Annotated in this window: 15 protein-coding genes; 6 read left to right on the top strand and 9 right to left on the bottom strand. The window is 48.8% G+C overall.

What is annotated here, in order from left to right; genetic code table 11:
• Positions 1–115 precede the first annotated feature (115 nt).
• The 4 genes from glnG to glnA all read right to left on the bottom strand — a co-directional run bounded on the left by glnG (position 116) and on the right by glnA (position 5,032).
• Entirely contained in the window at positions 116–1,543 is a 1,428-nt protein-coding gene (gene glnG, locus KDK17_RS02940) for a nitrogen regulation protein NR(I) (protein WP_257275003.1), read from the bottom strand.
• Positions 1,544–1,567: 24 nt separating this feature from the next.
• Entirely contained in the window at positions 1,568–2,653 is a 1,086-nt protein-coding gene (glnL, locus tag KDK17_RS02945; protein ID WP_373690926.1) for a nitrogen regulation protein NR(II), read from the bottom strand.
• A gap of 194 nt (positions 2,654–2,847) precedes the next feature.
• Positions 2,848–3,387, bottom strand: a complete 540-nt coding sequence (locus KDK17_RS02950; RefSeq protein ID WP_257275004.1) for a DUF4124 domain-containing protein — start codon at positions 3,385–3,387, stop codon at positions 2,848–2,850.
• 241 nt (positions 3,388–3,628) lie between these two features.
• Positions 3,629–5,032 carry a glutamate--ammonia ligase gene (gene glnA / locus KDK17_RS02955; RefSeq protein WP_257275005.1) on the bottom strand — a complete coding sequence of 468 codons (1,404 nt, stop codon included), beginning with the start codon at positions 5,030–5,032 and terminating at the stop codon, positions 3,629–3,631.
• A 585-nt stretch (positions 5,033–5,617) separates the two neighbouring features.
• Between glnA and thiI the strand changes: the two genes are divergently transcribed.
• The 3 genes from thiI to KDK17_RS02970 all read left to right on the top strand — a co-directional run bounded on the left by thiI (position 5,618) and on the right by KDK17_RS02970 (position 10,257).
• A complete protein-coding gene (gene thiI / locus KDK17_RS02960) occupies positions 5,618–7,078 on the top strand; it encodes a tRNA uracil 4-sulfurtransferase ThiI (protein ID WP_257275006.1) in 1,461 nt (486 codons plus the stop codon).
• An 11-nt stretch (positions 7,079–7,089) separates the two neighbouring features.
• Positions 7,090–7,599: a dihydrofolate reductase gene (locus KDK17_RS02965; RefSeq protein WP_257287309.1), complete on the top strand. Its 510-nt coding sequence runs from the start codon at positions 7,090–7,092 to the stop codon at positions 7,597–7,599.
• Positions 7,600–7,875: 276 nt separating this feature from the next.
• Positions 7,876–10,257 (top strand): hypothetical protein, encoded by a 2,382-nt coding sequence (locus tag KDK17_RS02970; RefSeq protein ID WP_257287310.1) that lies wholly within the window; start codon positions 7,876–7,878, stop codon positions 10,255–10,257.
• Positions 10,258–10,293: 36 nt separating this feature from the next.
• On the opposite strand, the gene argA is transcribed toward KDK17_RS02970, so the two are convergent.
• The 4 genes from argA to KDK17_RS02990 all read right to left on the bottom strand — a co-directional run bounded on the left by argA (position 10,294) and on the right by KDK17_RS02990 (position 14,951).
• Positions 10,294–11,598, bottom strand: a complete 1,305-nt coding sequence (argA, locus tag KDK17_RS02975; protein WP_257275009.1) for an amino-acid N-acetyltransferase — start codon at positions 11,596–11,598, stop codon at positions 10,294–10,296.
• Between the two features lie 29 nt (positions 11,599–11,627).
• A complete protein-coding gene (gene argE / locus KDK17_RS02980; RefSeq protein ID WP_306670729.1) occupies positions 11,628–12,785 on the bottom strand; it encodes an acetylornithine deacetylase in 1,158 nt (385 codons plus the stop codon).
• Between the two features lie 190 nt (positions 12,786–12,975).
• Entirely contained in the window at positions 12,976–14,247 is a 1,272-nt protein-coding gene (locus tag KDK17_RS02985) for an inorganic phosphate transporter (protein ID WP_257275010.1), read from the bottom strand.
• 23 nt (positions 14,248–14,270) lie between these two features.
• Positions 14,271–14,951, bottom strand: a complete 681-nt coding sequence (locus KDK17_RS02990) for a TIGR00153 family protein (RefSeq protein WP_257275011.1) — start codon at positions 14,949–14,951, stop codon at positions 14,271–14,273.
• Positions 14,952–15,208: 257 nt separating this feature from the next.
• Here KDK17_RS02990 and KDK17_RS02995 point away from each other — a divergent pair, with 257 nt between their 5' ends.
• Entirely contained in the window at positions 15,209–15,823 is a 615-nt protein-coding gene (locus tag KDK17_RS02995; RefSeq protein ID WP_257275012.1) for an inorganic triphosphatase, read from the top strand.
• 11 nt (positions 15,824–15,834) lie between these two features.
• Here the strand turns inward: KDK17_RS02995 and KDK17_RS03000 are convergent, their stop codons facing one another.
• Positions 15,835–17,139: a GntP family permease gene (locus KDK17_RS03000; protein WP_257275013.1), complete on the bottom strand. Its 1,305-nt coding sequence runs from the start codon at positions 17,137–17,139 to the stop codon at positions 15,835–15,837.
• Between the two features lie 339 nt (positions 17,140–17,478).
• Between KDK17_RS03000 and KDK17_RS03005 the strand changes: the two genes are divergently transcribed.
• Both KDK17_RS03005 and KDK17_RS03010 read left to right on the top strand, forming a co-directional pair.
• Positions 17,479–19,206 (top strand): GspE/PulE family protein, encoded by a 1,728-nt coding sequence (locus tag KDK17_RS03005; protein WP_257252992.1) that lies wholly within the window; start codon positions 17,479–17,481, stop codon positions 19,204–19,206.
• 154 nt (positions 19,207–19,360) lie between these two features.
• Positions 19,361–19,780 carry a hypothetical protein gene (locus KDK17_RS03010; protein ID WP_257275014.1) on the top strand — a complete coding sequence of 140 codons (420 nt, stop codon included), beginning with the start codon at positions 19,361–19,363 and terminating at the stop codon, positions 19,778–19,780.
• The last annotated feature ends 1 nt before the right edge of the window (position 19,781 follow it).

Raw genomic sequence — 19,781 nt, forward strand, 5'->3', positions numbered from 1 at the left:
CAGAAACTTGATTGGCAGGACAGTTTAACGGGTGGCAGAGCAAGATATTCGGGCGTGTTGATGTGCTCAGAGGGAGAATAACGTCAGAAACGGCTCTCCCTGGTTGTCACAAACGTTATTCTGTCAAAGCTTTGTCAGACATTTTCAGCTCTTTCATTTTACGGGTCAGGGTGTTTCTTCCCCAGCCTAAGAGCTCGGAAGCATCTCTTTTTCGACCTCCCGTATGTTGCAGAGCTGATTCAATCATGATCTTTTCAAAAGCGGGGATCGCTTTGTCCAGAATGCTGCTGTGACCGGCCGCAAGCTCTCTGTCTGCCCAGAGACGAAGCTGTTGCTCCCAGTTGCCTGGCTGGAGCGTCACTGGGCCACTGTCGGGCTGGCTTAACAGTTCAGGTGGAAGGTCAGAGATCAGTACTTCCCGGCCTGAAGCCATTACCGTCAACCAACGACAAGTGTTCTCCAGCTGTCTGACATTGCCGGGCCATTCCAGACTGGCAATAAATTTCGCCGTTTCCTGGGTCAGTACTTTGGGTTCAACGTTCAGCTCCTTGGCGGCCCTGTCCAGAAAATGTCTGGCCAGAACAGGGATATCTTCTGAACGCTCTCTCAGTCTCGGCAGGTGAATCCGAATAACATTGAGTCGATGGAATAAGTCCTCACGAAATGTGCCTTCCTCAACCAGCTTTTCGAGATTCTGGTGAGTGGCTGCAATAATACGGACATCGACTTTAACCGGGGTATGGCCACCCACTCGATAGAACTCACCATCTGCAAGTACCCGAAGCAATCGGGTTTGTGTTTCTGCGGGCATGTCCCCTATTTCATCAAGAAACAGTGTGCCATTCTGGGACTGTTCAAAGCGTCCCTTGCGCATGGCTCCGGCACCAGTAAACGCCCCTTTTTCATGACCAAAGAGTTCTGATTCAATCAAATCTCTGGGTATGGCTGCCATATTGAGGGCAATAAAAGGATTGCTGGCTCTGGGGCTATGCTTGTGCAGTGCGTGGGCAACCAGTTCTTTACCTGTACCGGATTCACCATTGATGAGTACGGTAATATTCGATTGCGATAACCTGCCAATGGCACGGAAGACTTCCTGCATGGCGGGTGCTTCACCGATAATCTCAGTGCCGTTATCAACCGCCTCGATCACCTGTTCTGTCTTTTTCTGACAACTGTGCTCAATGGCGCGTTTGGCCAACGAAACGGCGTCGTCTATATCAAAGGGTTTGGGAAGGTATTCAAAAGCGCCACCCTGATAGGAAGAGACAGCACTTTCAAGATCAGAATGGGCAGTCATAATGATGACAGGCAGGTCCGGGTAGGTTTCGTGAACTTCCTTGAGAAATTCCAGCCCATTGGTACCAGGCATTCTGACATCGCTGATAATAGCTTCAGGCTGAGAGTATTGCAGCTCCCGCAGAGCCTTATCGGCAGAATCAAAGACATCGGCTTCGATCTGTTCTCCGGCCAGTGCTTTTTCCAGCACCCAGCGGATAGAACGATCATCATCAATAATCCAGACTTTAGAATCCGTACTCATTAATTACTCCTGTTGTTTATCCGCTCAAGACTGCCTGAGGTAAGAAGGTTGGGATGTAGGCTCATTCACCGTTAGCGGGAGATAGACGTGAAAGCAGGTCTGCCCCGGTTTACTGTCACATTCAATTAACCCCTGATGCTGGCTGATAATGTACTGAGCCATTGGTAGCCCCAGGCCGGTTCCTTCCGCTCTGCCGCTGATCATGGGATAAAAAATATTTTCCTTGAGGTGTTCGGGAATGCCGGGACCATTGTCAATGATGGACAGATGACAAACAAGCTTCCGGCGTTGATTGCCAATTGTGAACTGTCTGGATATACGGCTTTGAATGGTTATTTGACCATCACTCAGAGGCATATGTTGCTCTATGGCCTGCATGGCGTTTCGCACCAGGTTGAGGATAGCTTGAATCAACCGCTCTCTGTCTGCAGGAAGATCAGGAATACTGGGATCATAATCTTTGACAACAGACAGCTGGCCGCCGGTCTCTGCATGTATTAACTGGATAACCCTTTCCAGCACTTCATGAATATTCAAACTGTTCATACTGGGAGGCTTGATGGGGCCGAGCATCTGGTCAACGAGATCTCTGAGCCTGTCCGCTTCCTCAATAATGATCTGTGTGAACTCGCTGAGTTCTTTGTCATCCAGTTGTTTGTCCAGCAGCTGGGCTGCGCCCCTTATACCTCCAAGAGGATTTTTGATTTCATGGGCGAGTCCACGGGCAAGAATACGAGAGGTTTCCTGTTTGGCGATCAGGGATTCTTCACGAGTGATGCGCTGCAACCTGTCTCTTGGGTGAATCTCCACTAACAGGCAGGCGTGCTGGTTTTCTATGGGGGTAATGGTGTAATCAACCAGTACCGAGGTTCCATGAATGACGATTTCTGATTCTCTGCGGGTAAACTGCTGGTTCTGTTCCAGGGCACGCTGCAGATCTTTCATCATAGAGCCATGGTCAAGCGACTGCGATGGTGGCAATTGCAGGCCACTTTTTTCGCTGATATCCAGGAGTGCTTCAGCAGCATGGTTCATGAAAGCGACACGAAGCTCTTGATCCAGAGCGATAATGGCCGTGTTTAGATTTTCCAGTACAAATTCATTGATCACCGACTGACACCCGGATAAGTGGTGGTTGTTATTTCGTTGTCTGATAAAACATAACGCAAGAATTGAACCAACTGTTGCCAATCTCTTTCAGTACGTGACCTTTTTGCATCAGGTTGCACTTCTGAAAAAAATTGGGAGAACTGGAATTATAAGTCAGTTTGTTTGAGTGCACCAAAATAGTGCGACAACAGTCTTCAAAGGGCTGGCGCTGGTACCGGTACGGGAGGTCTGAAAACTGTTCTCTGTACGTGCACAGTGCTGTTGGCGGTTTTTAAGGTCTTGCCGTTTCGGTCAAGAATAGCCACTGATAACTGGTGAGTACCCCGATCGACATTTTTTAGTTTGAACTGAGTTTTTCTCTGTGGTTTGCCCTGCTGAACACCATCGATTGACAAGGACAGACTATGACCTGAGGCCAGCCTCGGTTCCAGACTGACTTCAACTGTGAAGTTGCCATTATCTCTGACGGTCGAATCATTGGCAGGCCTGGTAATCGTGAAGACTGGATAAATGTCTTCTTTATGGTCATCCAACACCTTGATGGTCGAATGACCCGTTGTCTGGGTCGGAGGTATGCTGGTAATGGGGGTGAGCTGCACAGGTTCGGCCTTTTTATTGGCACCAGGGCTGTCAGTGAATGTGACATTGCCATTCTTATCGACTGTTCTATAAATCTCAGAGGTCTGTCCAGGCAGGGGTAGGGCCAGCAATAAGATAACTATTATTCTTTTCATGATGGTCTGCGACTGATTCCGGATTTTCCTAGGTTACTTTAGAGCAGGCTTGTTTGCATCCGTTCAGTGAAGAAAGGGTGATGAAAGAAGTTTATTTCGGGTTTGCTGAAAGGCTTGCTAATTTGGGGTGCGAAAAATAGAAAGGTCTAAATAACAACCGGAGTGCTGTCCATGGGGACAGACACTCCGGCTTTTGGGCTGTTGAAGTGTTGATGACAGGTGTCGTTCCTGCCTTGCTTGCTTACACGCTGTAGTAGAGATCGAACTCAGCTGGGTGAGTGGTCTGGCTGACCTGTACGCACTCTTCTTTCTTCAGTTCGATGTAAGCGTCGATCATGTCGTCGGTGAATACACCGCCAGCAGTCAGGAACTCACGGTCGGCATCGAGAGCAGCCAGAGCTTCTTCGAAGCTTTCTGCAACGGTTGGGATCTCAGCCGCTTCTTCTGCAGGCAGGTCATAGAGATCCTTGTCAGCAGCATCGCCTGGGTGGATCTTGTTTTTGATTCCATCCAGACCAGCCATCAGCAGGGCAGCAAACGCCAGGTATGGGTTAGCCGTTGGGTCAGGGAAGCGAACTTCCACGCGGCGGGCTTTAGGGCTGTTTACGTAAGGAATACGGATGGAAGCAGAGCGATTACGGGCGGAGTAAGCCAGCATAACAGGTGCTTCAAAGCCCGGGATCAGACGCTTGTATGAGTTGGTGGAAGCGTTGGCAAAGGCATTAATCGCTTTTGCATGTTTAATAACACCGCCAATGTAGTACAGAGCGTTTTCGCTCAGACCGGCATAGCCGTCGCCAGCAAACAGGTTTTCACCGTCTTTGCTCAGGGACATGTGAACGTGCATACCGCTGCCGTTATCGCCTACCAGAGGCTTGGGCATAAAGGTCGCAGTTTTTCCGTATGCGTGGGCAACATTGTGTACGGCATATTTCAGGATCTGAACTTCGTCAGCCTTGGCTACCATGGTGTTGAATTTAACACCGATTTCACACTGGCCCGCGGTACCTACTTCGTGGTGATGTACTTCAACACCCAAACCCTGAGCTTCCATTGCTGTGCACATGGCAGCACGGATGTCGTGCAGGGAGTCGACGGGTGGAACCGGGAAGTAACCGCCTTTAACTTTTGGCCGGTGGCCGGTGTTGCCACCTTCGAAAGACTTGTGTGAAGACCAGGCCGCTTCTTCAGAGTTGATTTCGTAAGAAGCGCCGGAAATGTCGACATTCCACTTAACATCGTCAAATACGAAGAACTCTGGTTCCGGACCAAAGAAAGCAGTGTCAGCAATACCGGTTGACTTCAGGTACTCTTCAGCGCGCTTGGCAACTGAGCGTGGATCACGCTCATAGCCCTGCATGGTAGAAGGCTCGATGATATCGCAACGAATGTTCAGGGTGGTTTCGTCAGTAAAAGGATCGATGACGGAGCTGCTGTCATCAGGCATCAGGATCATGTCGGATTCGTTGATGCCTTTCCAGCCGGCAATGGAGGAACCGTCGAACATTTTACCCAGCTCGAAGAATTCGGCATCGACTTCGCTGACCGGCAGGGAAACGTGCTGCTCTTTACCACGGGTATCAGTAAAACGAAGGTCAACCCATTTTACATCGTGATCCTTGATCAAGTTCAGGGTCTTGGACATTTATTATTCCTCCAAAGGACTTATAGCTCTCGTTGAGCACCGCAGGTCGATCGTGAGGCCAGAGCCTTGTCAATCGGTATGGCGGTTTACCAACATTTACTAGTATCGTGCCGCATTGGCGGCTGTTCCGACACCGTCTCAGCAATTGCTGTGCCAGTATCGAAAACCGGTTGATTTTTCTGCGTTCTATAACGTGGCCATGCCTGAGCATAAGCCGAATGTGGGTAGTCGCACCGAAAAGAACCTCATTAAATTCAATAGATGCACAAAAAAAGTGCGCGTAGTTTCTTTAATGTCTCGGTTTGGTGCGCTTGCCCGTTGCTTATCCATAGAACCATTCCCAAGCGGGGCCCAGTGTAGCGTGAATCTGCAGAGACTACTAATAACCTTGTGGTCTTTACGGAGTGTTTAAGCTGATTGTCTACTGTTAGCCGGGGTTACCGGTGTCTGGGAGTCTTCTGTATAATCGGGTGGATTGGTTTCTTATTTTCCTAACTGGCATCTGGACCGGTTCTCTTCGTGGCTTGTGGCGGCGCTTTTCTGTGCTGACACTTTTCTGATGGCGGGGGCCGGGCATACAATTTTATGAAGTTCATCATCAAGCTGTTTCCTGAAATCACGATTAAAACGCCTCCGGTGAGAAAGCGTTTTATTAAGCAGCTGCGCAAGAATATTCGTAACGTTCTCAAACGGGTCGATGAATACGTCGAGGTGGCTGGCACCTGGGATTTCATCGAGCTGGCAACCAGTCATGATGATCCCCAGCTGGTGGCTCAGGTCTCCGATCTGTTGAGCCACATTCCTGGTATCGCGTACTGGCAAAAGGTGGTTGAGTATCCGCTGACAGATCTGGATGACATTCTGGATAATGCTTTGCACGTCAATCGTGAACTGCTGGCCGGGAAAACCTTCCGGGTCACCTGTCAGCGCACAGGTAAACATGATTTTCAGTCCATCGATGTTGAACGATATGTTGGCGGTGGACTGAATACTCGAACTGAAGCGGCTGGCGTCAAGCTTAAGAATCCGGACGTTGTCGTAAAAGTTGAGATCAAGGGAGATCGTTATTTCCTGGTCACGAACCGTGGTAATGGGTTGGGTGGTTACCCACTGGGTTCTATGGAGCCAGTGTTATCGTTGATCTCGGGTGGTTTTGACTCGACGGTTTCCAGTTTCCTGACCATGAAGCGAGGTATCAGAACCCATTTCTGTTTCTTTAATCTGGGTGGTCATGCTCATGAACTGGCAGTTAAAGAAGTGGCTTACTATCTCTGGAGCCGCTTTGGCTCTTCCCATAGCGTCAACTTTGTTACGGTTCCTTTTGAAGGGGTCGTCGAGGAGATTCTGACCAAAGTAGATAACTCCCAAATGGGGGTTATTCTCAAGCGAATGATGTTGAGAGCCGCAAGCCAGGTTGCAAAAGAGATGTACGTTGAAGCCGTAGTGACTGGAGAAGCTGTCGCTCAGGTTTCCAGCCAGACACTCACCAATCTGGCGGTTATTGATTCTGCTACGGACCATCTTGTGTTGCGTCCGCTTATTGCCATGGACAAGCAGGACATCATTGATATCTCAGTCAGGATCGGTACAGAGGAGTTGGTAAAAAATATTCCTGAGTACTGTGCGGTGATCTCAAAAAATCCAACCACCAGAGCCAGGCCGGAAAAAATTGCAGCGGAAGAGGCCCGTTTTGATTTTTCCATTCTGGATGCAGCGGTTGCCGATCGTCGTAAAGTTTCCGTTTCTGATATCATTGCCGATGACTTGACTCGTGAAGAAGTCGAGGTAGTTGAGACCACGAAACAAAACGACATTGTTATTGATATTCGTCATCCGGATGAAGAAGAGATCAAGCCCTTCGGCCTTGCTGACCGTGAAGTCCTGACGATTCCCTTCTATCAGCTCAGGACAAAATTTGCTGAACTAAACAAAGATAAGCACTACCTGCTGTATTGCGAAAAAGGGGTGATGAGTCAGTTGCACGCCATGCACCTTCGTGACGAAGGGTATGAGAATGTCGGCGTTTACAACCCAGGGAAAGAGTAACCGATAAGATTATGAAAATTGCGATGATTGCCGCTGTTGCCCAAAACCACGCCATTGGCATCAATAATAAAATGCCTTGGTACTTGCCTGGAGATCTTCGTTATTTTAAGGCTGTCACCATGGGCAAGCCCATTATTATGGGACGAAAGACGTTTGATTCACTGCGCAAGCCTCTGCCGGGACGAGCCAATATTGTTATTACCCGTGACAAAAACTGGCGTCATGAAGGGGTTAAAGTGGTGCACAGTCTTGAAGACGCCATTTCTTTGGCGGAAGAAGTAGCCATGATTAATGGTAATGAAGAAATTATGGTGATTGGTGGTGAGCAAATTTACCGTCAAGCCCTGGACAGGGCCGAAAGGCTTTATCTCACCAAAGTCTTCAGATCGTTTGATGGCGACGCTTTTTTTCCAGAAATTGATGACAGTGAGTGGGATATTATCGCCCGGGAAGATCAGGTCTCAGAAGATGAACAGGCTCTGGAGTTCAGCTATCAGGTACTTGATCGCAAGCCTGTCTGAGGTTTCTCCACACTTGCCTTTTTGGGCCAGCCAAACTGGCCCTTGTCCTCTAGTGAAGAGTAACTCCGTTTTCCTCGCTTTGCCCTGTATGTACTGTCTTCGGCAGCATTGAGCGCAATACAAAATCACAGCAGCGCCTGAGGCAGCTATAGTTTAAATATTGTTGTTTTCTTATTTTTTTATTCGAATCAAAAATTTAAGTTTGATTTCTCATAATCTTATCCAAAAAAACGAACATTTTTTTGTTTAACATCTTTTTCTCAGGGATTGAGAGGCATGCCACCAGGGATTCAGAACCAGAGAGGTTCTTCTCTCTCTGCTACAGAGCGAAAAAAGATCGCCACAGCGTCAGAAGCTTCCAGCCTGGGTCAGATTGATTACGGTCGATGGCGCGGTCGTATGGTCTCTGTTTTCTCGGGCATTGGCGGTTTTATCAAGCGTCTTTTTGGTGGAGGTTCCTCATCAGCAAAGGCTCTCAGGGTTTACGATTCTTTCCGTTATGCTGCTCACGCAGAATTCTCTTCCCCTATCCAGCGCAGCCTTCGTGACTACCATATCGCCTGTGCCATGGCATATCACGATGTGTGTGTGCTAGGTGAAGAGAAGAAAGGTGAGGAAATGAAACTGGTGTTGTCAGGAGGCAGAGAAAAAATCAGTGAACAGGTTCTCAATGAAGTCAGAAAAACCGTTTCCTCTTCCACCGTCGAGCTGACTTATAAATACCTTGCAGAAGATCGAGCACTGCCAGTTGGCTTTTTGAAAAGGGCTCTGTTACCGGATTTAATTCAGAGCACAGCGAAAGACTTCAATGTAGATGCTGTCACAGCCGAAGCCACGGTTGCCAAACTGGCACAAGATGCAGGGCTTCTTGACGATACGGATATCACTTTTGAACGCATCCTTGAAATCAAGAATGCGTTGCGCTGGCGGTTTGCACCGGAGACTCATATACCGGTCAAACAGGTAATGGCCAGAAAAGGAAGAGATCCTGTCAGTGGTTTTGATGCTTCTAATCCTGCTGCAACCCCTCCCGGACTTGATAGACCCAAAGCTACACGTTATCACCTGGATGAAGTCGACAGGACTCATATTCAGAATGTTGTGGATAAAGGTGGTGGTATCAAGCTCAAGAATACGGATACTCGTGACAGGATCAAACGTCATTTTCTCAGGAACAAGAGGTACTTTAGTCTTAACTCCGCTGCCATAGTAGTTAGTACCGTGCTAATAGGTCTGGTGTCGGGAGGGATTGCCGCTGCGGCGGCTCTATTCAGCTATATTGCCTGGTACGGTGCATGGAGTGGTGGTACTGAGCTGATTCGGATGACCAAGGCCATTAGGGCATTACAGAGGGCTGAAGCATCTGCTGATTACAAGCTGGAAATGAATGACCTGGGTGTTCTGTCAGAGATGGATGACAAGAAGTTTCGCGTGTTCCTGAAAAGCCTGAGATACATTTGCAGTCATGAGACCTTAACCCGCATCTTCAATGCCTATTCTGCGCTGGAGAAAGACGCTCAGTTGAGACTGGAGATGGAAAGAGAAAAAGATGAGAGCAATCTTGAAGCCGTGATTCGTCTGGAAGAGGGCAAAGCCCGATACCTGTACCGCAGACGCAACCTGCAAGATGCTTTCAAACTCTATAAACGTTTGTACACAGCCGCAGTCAGTGACGTTGAAAGAATGGATCAAGAGTGGGAGCCGGTTCTGGATCAGCTGTGGAACTGTAAATTCAAAAACATGGATCCTGAGAAAAGAGAACGCTTGTTCAGTGATGCGGCGAATGATCCTCGAGTGATCGGTAAGTCTTACCACTTCAAGACCAAACAGACGGGGTGGTTGCAAAAAGTCTTCCCTAAAATGACTGATGATTTAACCAGTGATGGCTCTATTTCTTCCAAAGAGGCTGTGGAAGAGCTGGAGCGGGTGTTGAAAGAGGAAATGCCCGATCTGGAGCTCACTGAAGAAGAAAGGAGTCGTTTTAACACTCATGCCAACAGGGTGGCAAATGCCCTGATACTGGCTGAGAATGGCGTTAGAAGTTATTTGAACGTCTGGTTGAAGGGAGCCATTAAATCAACCATGCTACACGGCTTTAAAGTGGTCTGGCATGCTTCCGAAAGTGTGCCAAAATTGGAAATTTCACCTTATCTGCCCAGGCCCACGGTGGATGGATTAATTATCTTTGGTTTTTTCTTTCTGGCAGATCTTTTTGTTAACCGTTATAACGAGGCTATTAATAAAGAACGATTTGAACGTATTATCGGAAAGAAGACAGGCAAAAGTGTAGTCTGGGATTGGCAGGGTCAGGAGGCTAGAACCGGGCGGGAAGAAATGGGCACCATGAGAAGGCTGGCTAAAGATCAGCTGGAAGATTTTGTTGATCGTATTCTGAAACTGCATGAATCCCATAAAGATGTTATGAAAGAAGTCAGGCTCCAGGAGCAACTGGCCCAGGTCAACCCCAACTCGCCCATGTTTGACCATATGGATGATCGGGAGGCGGCTGTGTTAATTCTCCGACGCCAATATCATCACCAAATTATTTCTGAAATGATGGTGGGGGCTATTGGTAAATACTATGAAAGTGTCATGACCAAAACCGCGTTCTGGGATCAGCAAATGAGCTACCTTATTCCTCCCCAGACTTCGATTTAACTGTTATAGAACTTCCGTAAACCTTTATCTTGTGCCTCAGAGTTTCTTGAGCAGAATTCTGGATTGTCTCTCCTCATTGTATTGGTTGCGCTTCTCCTCAGGCAGAGACTTTTGGGTGGATTCAGAAAAACCTCGTTCAACAAACCAATGGCTGGTCTGAGTCGTCAATACAAACAGGGTATCCATACCCTGCTGGGCAGCCTGTTCCTCTATAGCACTCAGGAGAAGGTCACCACGATTTTTCTCCCGGTAGTCAGGGTGGATCACCAGACAGGCCAGCTCTGCAGCTTTTTCTCCCGAAAACAAATGGATAGCCGCACAGCCAATAATCATACCGTCCAGAGAAATGACCCGGAACAGCCGAATTTCGCGTTCCAGCTCTTTTCTGGAACGTCTTCTGAGAATGCCTTTTTGTTCCAGAGGCCTGATGAGCTCAAGAATCCCCCCCACATCCTCAATACTGGCAGCACGAATTTCTTCATAACGGTCACGCGAAACCATTGTGCCAGAGCCGTTACGGGTAAAGAGCTCCAGTAGCAGTGAACCGTCCTGCTCATAGCTGATCAGCTGTGCGCGCTCCACTCCACCGTGACAGGCAGTGATGGCTGAGGAAAGCAGTCTCCTGTCCTCACCATCAAGATTCTGGAGTAATTTTTCAGCTTCCTGGGGGGAAAGACGACTGATCTGTTGACCATGCCGGTTCTGGACGCCATCAAATTGTGAGTACAAAAGCAATTTTTCGGCTTCAAGGTGGATGGCCGTATGGGTGGCGACTTCTTCCACCGCCATGTTGAACAGCTCGCCTGTCGGTGAATGACCGAGGCAGGAGAGAAGCACTATGTAGCCACTGTCTAGTTGCTGCTGGATAGCTTCTTTATCTATTTTGCGAATCGCACCGGTGTGGAGAAAATTCTGTCCATCGATCACACCCAGAGGTTTTGCAGTCACGAAATTGCCACTGATAACCCGAATGCTGGCCCCATGCATAGGAGAGTTAACCAGGCCGAGTGAAAGCTTGGATTCAATTCGTGCACGAAGATTACCCACAGCATCCATGACGCATTCAAGACACTGACGATCCGTAACCCGTATTTCATTATGAAATTTGGACTCAAGGTTCCTGGCACTCAGGCGTTCCTCTATCTGAGGTCGCGCGCCGTGGACAAGAACCAGTCGAATGCCCAGACTGCTCAGCAAGGCAATATCGTTGATGATATTGTTCAGATTAGGGCTTGCCAGAGCTTCACCGCACAGAGTAATGACAAATGTTTTGCCATGGTGGGCATGGATGTAAGGTGAACTCTGCCGGAAAAATTTTACGTAGCTCTTATTCAAATTCATGACTGTTTTTATCTTCATCCTGGCGTTAATCAGAGGCAGAATCGTCGTATCAGAGATCTCAGTAGCTCAATGGTTGGATGAATTCTGTCCATGGAAAGGTACTCATCAGGTTGGTGGGCCTGATCAATATCACCCGGCCCCAGCACCACTGTATCCATTCCCATCCGGCTGAAGAAGGGCGCTTCCGTAGTGAAAGCAACGGATTTTGCTGAATAGCCTGTTAAACTTTCGCAGGCTTTGATCAGGGGAGAGTCAACAGCGCCCTCAAATGGATCAATACTGTCGTGAATAGCCGCCAGAGAAAATTTTACATTGTCGGCTCTGGCGATGGGGAGAAGACGCTGTTTCAGAGTCTCTCGCAGCTCCCGGCTGTCCATGCCGGGCAAGAGACGCACGTCGAAATCCAGATCGCAGTGGCCACAGATCCTGTTAGGATTGTCGCCACCATGAATGCAACCAAGATTGATGGTAGGCGTAGGCACAGCAAATCCGGGATTATTGTATTTATGGGCCAGTTCTTCCCGGAACGTCATGATTTCAGTAATCACTTTATGAGCTGTTTCCATAGCATTCCTGCCAAGTGCCGGGTTGCTGGAATGACCGGACTGCCCGAGAATCCGGATGCGTTCCATCATGATACCTTTATGCATGTAAACAGGCTGCATGCCTGTAGGTTCACCCACTACAGCGTAACGGCCCTTGGGTTTGCCAGCAGCTGAGAGGGCTCTGGCACCGTTCATTGAGGATTCTTCGTCCGCTGTTGCCAGAATAATCAAGGGAGCCTTAAGGGGGGCTTTAAGATAGTCTTTCACTGCCTCCATGACGAGACCAAAGAATCCCTTCATGTCGCAGATCCCCAGACCATAAAACCGGTTATCGGATTCGTTGAGTGAGAAAGGATCGAACTGCCAGAGATTTTCATCGTATGGCACGGTATCGGTGTGCCCGGCCAACACCAGCCCACCCGGACCTGAACCCAGGGTGGCAATCAGATTGGCTTTCAGCGGTGTTTCCGGAATGGGCATGATCTCACAGCAAAACCCCATGTTTTCGAGCCAGCCAGCCAGTTCATGAATCACTGGCATATTGCTCATATCCAGCTCAGGCTGTGTGGAACTGACAGAGGGAATCTTTATCAACCGCGACAGGACTGCTTTCAGATCAGGTTGCTGGATTCCAGTCATCATCGGGCCCTTGATTCTAAATGTTGGAAAATTGGACAGAAAAAAACAAATATGCCAGATCATCTGACTGTCAGACTCCTGATACTGAAATCAACAGCCTTTTCAGCATGATAACAGCCCTTCTTATGGATAGGTACGTGAGATTAGGCCTCGGGCTCAAATACTGCAAAGGGCTCGCAGAAGAGCCCTCTCGTTAACCAAAAATAAATTTCAAGATATGGAAGAAGACAATAGCAAGGAAGGCCCCGGCGGGCAGCGTGATTAACCAGGACATAAAAATAGTGCCAATCACTCTCAAGTTAAGAGCACCAATTCCTCTGGCAAGACCAACACCTAACACGGCACCCACCAGAGTATGAGTGGTGGAAATGGGTAGTCCAGTGCCTGAAGCCAGCACCACGGTGGTTGCTGCTGCCAGTTCTGCTGCAAAACCTCTGCTGGGGGTTAGCTCAGTGATTGCTGTACCTATGGTCGCCATGACTCTATATCCATAGGTGGCCAGACCCACCACAATACCTCCAGCCCCCAGAAGCAGTGCCCAGCTTGGCATGGCCGCTTTACCGGTGATTTCACCGCCACTAATAACAATACTGGCCACAGCAGCCAGAGGGCCTACCGCATTAGCGACATCGTTGGAGCCGTGGGCAAAAGCCATGGAGCAGGCGGTGAATATCATCATTACGCCGAAGACTCTCTCGACACTGGAAAAGTGGAAAGCTTTGTCGGCTTGTGCATCTTCCTTGATTTTGGAAAGTGCCATTTTTCCGGCCAGCATGACCAGCAGACCAATCAATAGCGAGAGCAGGCTGCTTTCCTGATAATCCAGAGGCAGACCAATATGCTTGAGCCCTTTAGTCAGGGTCACCATGGCCATCATAAAACCAACCAGAAACATATAGATTGGTACATAACGTTTGGCATTTCGGAAAGGGTTGTCTGTATCCAGTATGAGTTTCTGGACGCTCATGAAAATCATGAAGGAAATAAAGCCAGACATGATCGGGGAGACAACCCAGCTGGCAACGATTGAGCTGACTTTTCCCCAGTTCACGGCATCTACCGAGATGCTGACAGCCGCAAAGCCGACGATGGCACCAACAATGGAGTGTGTAGTCGATACCGGCCAGCCGTAATGGGTGGCAACCAGTAGCCAGGTTCCCGCAGCCAGCAGGGCTGCCATCATGCCGTAAACCAGCAGCTGTGGATTCTCCAGTAGTGCTGGCATGTCGGGATCAATGATCCCTTTTCTGATGGTATCAGTAACCGATCCTCCGGCCAGATAGGCGCCCAGAAACTCGAGGCAGATGGCAATGATAATGGCCTGCCTGATGGTCAGAGCCTGGGAACCGACCGAGGTTCCCATGGCATTGGCGACATCGTTAGCCCCCACGCCCCATGCCATGAAGAAACCAAACAGACAGGCCAGAACCAGCAGTATCGTTCCATACTCAGCGATAATGCTCATGGATGTTATTCCAGTCAATAGAGTTAACGGGCAAGCAGCAATTGAAGATAACTGCCAACTCTTGATGCTCGATCTGCCAGGTCACCGACCCAGTCAATAATTTTGTAGAGGAAAATGACATCCACAGGTGGGAGGTCTTTTTCCAGTTTGAATAGAATTTTTCTGACTTCAATCTGATGTTTGTCGGTATCGCTTTCTATTTGGTCCAGCTCTTCAATGAGTTCTTCGACCAGACTGACTTCCCTTCCCCTGAAGCCGGTCTCAAGCAGCTCATCAAGTTCATCCATGGCTCTGACTGCCTGAGCAGAAGTGGCGATGGAGCGCTTCAGGTAGTCAAGAAAAGCCTCTCTCATTTCCTGGGGTATCATCATTTGTCTGCCCAGCACAATGCCTGCAATATCCTTGGTCCTGTTCGCTACTTTATCCTGCACTGTCACGATCTCCAGAAGATCATTTCTGGGCACTGGCAGAAACAGGCTTTTGGGCAGGGAGAGGCGAACATTCTTTTTGATGACATCAGCCTCGTGCTCCAGTTCTACGATGGTTTGCTGAATACTTTCAACTTCCTGCCAGTCGCCTTCAAATGCTGCTTTGAAAAACGGTTCCAGCTGTATGGCGCATTCGTGCGCTTTGGCTATATGTTTTTGTATCGGGCCAATAGGAGAGCGGCCAAATACACTTGATAGTAGGTTGCTGGTTGGCATAGTCGCAGACCTTTTGGGTTGAATTTATGATGGGCATATTGCCCGTCGTCTATGGCGAACGACTTACAGAACTCGCTTCCTATCCTGTCCACTGGAACAGGATAGCTGATCAAAAATTATAGGAGCTGACTAAAATTTGTATACTGTAATGCCTATTGCATCTCAAGTATTTCGACCATTCACGCGCTCGTTTCTCATAACAAACTTTTCTGCTTAGAGTTAAAATGAACCTTTTCAAGTCGTCGGTCAGCTAACCCATGAGTACTGAAACAGAGTTAAAGTTGTCGCTGCCACAGGAGCAGATACCTGTCCTTAAGACACTACCTTTCTGGAAAAAGTTCACCAGCTCGGCACCTGAAACGTTTCATTTGGGCAATACCTACTTTGATACGGCTTCTCTGACACTAAATCAGGCACGGGTTGCTTTGCGTATCAGAGAGAAAAATGGTCAATTTTTTCAGACGCTGAAAACCAGAGGCGAGAGTATTAACGGGCTGACTCGCCGGGGAGAGTGGGAGTGGTCAATAGAACGCCCGGAACTGGATATTGCGGGTTTACAAAAGGTTTGGCCAGAAGCATTGGGAGCCTTGACTTCAAAGGACCTGATACCGCTCTTCTCAACCGATTTTGAGCGAACCTGCTGGCGGGTAGAGTGGTCTGAGCCGACAGCCAGAGTTGAGGTTGCTTTGGATTACGGTCATATTTGCTCAGGTGATGAAAGCAGTGTCATCTGTGAGTTGGAGCTGGAGCTGGTGACAGGTGATGAAAATGCGCTTCAAACGATTGCTGATCAACTGGCAAAAGCCATTGATTTGAAGCCGGCAGACAAGAGCAAAGCAGAGAGAGGGTTTGAATTGCTTCAGCGAAGCTGAGGTCTCTTCGCTCAGATACTTATGAAGCTGGCCAGTACCAGAACGGTTGCCAGCCCTGACAGAGCCTGAAGCAGCGTGGCCAGGGTGAACGACTTAAACCCCGTGGCCGGACTGATTCCGGAAAACTGGGTCACTACCCAGAAATAACTGTCATTGGCATGGGTAACCAGCATGGAGCCGCATCCTGCCGACAAAAAGGCCAACAGTCGACCATTGTCGGAGTCCAGGCCCAAGCCAGGCAGTAAGGGATCAAGCATCGACGCGGCACTGATTAAAGCTACAGTGGAAGAGCCCTGCGCGGTTTTGAACAGTGCTGCTATGAGAAATGGCAAAATCAGCCCAAGACTCTCTGGCAGCCCTTCAGCAATTCTGGCAATGTGTCCAGTCTGAGCCAGTATTCCCGCAAGTGCGCCACCGGCTGTAATGATCAAAATAATCATTGCGCATGAGTGAATACTCTCACTGAAAATCTCAGTGAACCCGTTCTTGCATTGGCGAATCAATGGCAGGCTGGCCAGCAAACCCAGAAACAGCGCATTGGCAGGTTGTGAAAGGAAAGTAGCCCAGCTCTGCTCTTTATTGCCTGCTTGAAAGTTAGCCAGGGACATCAGTAGCAAAGGTAAAAAGATAGGGATAGTAGCTGCCCAGACGTTTTTGTGATGGGGAAGGTCTGATTGAGGGGGAGTACCAACCATTTGGCCCTCATAATCAGAAGCTGGCTCATTCAGCCAGCGGGTGACCCAGTTGCCCCACAATATGGCTACAAAAGTGGATAAGAGAGCTACTCCCAGCGCCCAGGGAATCACCAGACTGGGAGATATTCCCAAAATCAGGGTTGCCGCTGCAGGGCCGGGTGTGGGAGGGACCAGAGAATGGGTTGCAAACAGGCCTCCCCCAAGAGCGACGCTGAGAGAGATCGGGTTACACTTTACTCTCCGGGCAACAGACTGCCTGATACTGTTGAGCAGGATGAATCCAGAGTCACAGTAAACAGGAATCGAAATAATGTATCCGGCAATCCCCATAGCCAACGCAGGGAAACGATTGGCGATAGAAAAAATCAGCTTCTCTGCCAAAAGAAAGGCTCCCCCCGATTGCTCCAGAATATTGCCCAGCAATACACCAAAAATGATCAGGAGAGCGACATCGCCAAATGTCTTCCCCATATCATGAGATACCAGGGGAGTCAGTTCAGAGATCGGTATGCCTGAAAAAAAACCTGCCGCATAGGCGCAAATAAGCAGAACGATGAATGGCGAAAACTTGAAACGACCAATGAGTACCAGAACGACGGCTATCAGTGAAAGTATGAACAAAAAGCTATGCAGTATTAATAGGTCCACAACGAAGTTTCTTTAGATAATGGTATTGATTAAAAGGGAGTATAGAGGGGAGAGGGTCACCCCGTATCCAGCATGCTGTTTATGCAGGGCATCAGTCGGGGGGGATTCTGGCGATATACTTAATTGAACGATTGCTTTAAGCCTGAATTTTACTATAGGCATAAGCGGACGGTTTAGTGGAGAATACATAGATGGAAAATTTTTCAAGGTAAGAAGGAAACAACAGTGCCCAGTGTCCGGGAGCCGAAGTCAAACGCCAATAAATTCAGGGCTTCACTCAAGAACAGAGAACTCCTTCTGGATCTGCAGACGGTGGTCTCTGATCTGGTTCAGACGGGTCGGCTCAGGCCACCTGCAGCTGATGAAATATTGGCTCGTCATCGCAATGCTGATCAACTTAAGCTTCACCCTCTGGAGTACATTGCCTCACAGGCGCTGAAAGATGCCCGCAAAGGCGGCTCTCTCGATCTCGATACGTTGATGCTCTGGCTGGCGAATCTGTCAGGTCAGGAATATTTTCATATTGACCCATTGAAAATCGATGCCACGGCCATTACTCCGGTCATGTCTCACGCTTATGCTTTACGACACCAAATTCTGGCGGTAGAAGTCACGGCTGATGAGATTGTTATCGCTTCAGCGCAACCCTGGCACAGCGGTTGGGAGGATAATCTCAGGCATACTAACCGCAAGGAAATCCGGCGAGTTGTTGCCAGTCCGACTGATATCCGAAGATACACCTCGGAGTTTTATCGACTGGCACGTTCTGTTCTGGGCGCTAATGAACAGAATGGCGTTCAGTCCACTCAGCTGAACAGCTTTGAGCAGATGCTTGAGCTGGGCAATATGAAAGCTCCGGACGCCAATGACCAGCACATTGTCAATATTGTGGATTGGCTGCTCCAGTACGCCTTTGAGCAGCGGGCCAGTGATATCCATGTTGAACCCAGGCGAGAGCAGACTCATCTGCGTTTTCGAATTGATGGGGTGTTGCACCTTATCTATCAGATGCCGGCCAAGGTGGCTACTGCCGTGACCAGTCGTCTGAAGATTCTCGGTCGAATGAATGTGGCAGAGAAAAGAAAGCCTCAGGATGGTCGGCTCAAAACCCGCAACCCGGATGGCAATGAAGTCGAACTGCGGCTTTCAACCTTGCCGACTGCGTTCGGGGAAAAACTGGTGATGCGGATCTTTGATCCGGATGTTCTGGTCAAAGGATTTCGAGAACTGGGCTTTTCCAGAGAAGACGAACGTCGCTGGACTCATATGACTGCGCAGCCCAATGGGATTGTTTTGGTCACAGGCCCTACCGGCTCAGGTAAAACCACCACGCTCTATTCGACTCTGAAAACTTTGGCCACCGATCAGGTGAATGTCTGTACCATTGAAGATCCTATTGAAATGGTGGAATCCAGCTTCAACCAGATGCAGGTCCAGCATAACATTGATCTGACGTTTGCCAGCGGTCTGCGTGCACTTCTACGTCAGGACCCGGATATTATTATGGTGGGGGAGATTCGGGATCTTGAAACCGCTGAAATGGCGATTCAGGCGGCACTGACCGGTCATCTGGTGCTTTCCACTCTGCACACTAATGACGCACCGTCCGCAATAACCCGTCTGCTGGAGATTGGTGTTCCCCACTATCTCATCAAAGCTACGGTTCTGGGTGTTATGGCTCAGAGGCTAGTCAGAGTTTTGTGTCCTTCCTGCAAACAGTCAGTAAAATTCGACAAATCCGGTTGGAAATCCCTCACTCGCCCCTGGTCAGTTCCTGCACCAGCGCAGATCTTTCAACCTGTGGGTTGTGTGGAATGTCGGGATACCGGCTACAGGGGGCGAGCGGGTGTTTATGAGTTAATGCCTATGTCTCAACCTTTGAAGGATATGCTGGCAGAGAATGCCGATATAGAGAGTCTTCGTCGCCAATCTATTAAGGAAGGTATGTACAGTCTTCGTCTTTCCGGAGCTCAGAAAGTCGCAACAGGATTAACAACCATCGAAGAAGTAATGAGGGTGACGCCAGACCAGCAGCACTGACTGGCTCTCAGCTACTGAAGGAAATGCTTGAAGTCTCCCACTGACTATTCGATATTAATATCTTAAGTGACAGTGGAACAGTCGAATAATAATGAAAATACTTACCCTTACAAGCTTGCTTTTATTTCCTTTTGCGGTTCAGGCGCAGAAGGTAATGGAACTGCAACCAGCCGAAGCACCTCAATCATTTGTTGAGCAGATGCAGCAGAATTTTGATCCGGCCGTGGCCGATCTTGTGCTGGAGTCCTATTTGAACAGCCTGCTCAAGGCAAACGCTATCAAAGATGGGGCCAGAAAATCATCCATAAAATATTCTGTAAAGGCCAACCGGGAAGGTGAGTTGGTGGTGACTCGCTATCAGCAACTGGAGCAGGGACTGGTCAGAAACAATAATACCCTGGTAGTATACGGCGTTGGTCATACTTTGGAATCAGACTGTTCCAGCATTGAGCAGCGTTGCTGGATTTTGTACCCCGATAAGGATGAGCGTTGGGTTGAAATAGAATATGCACCCAAAGCCATAAGGGAACTGGCCAAAGGAATGGGATTACTCATCAAGGAACTGCAGAGGTGAT

It is taken from the genome of Endozoicomonas sp. SESOKO2 (assembly GCF_024606245.1).
Lineage (GTDB): Bacteria > Pseudomonadota > Gammaproteobacteria > Pseudomonadales > Endozoicomonadaceae > Endozoicomonas_A.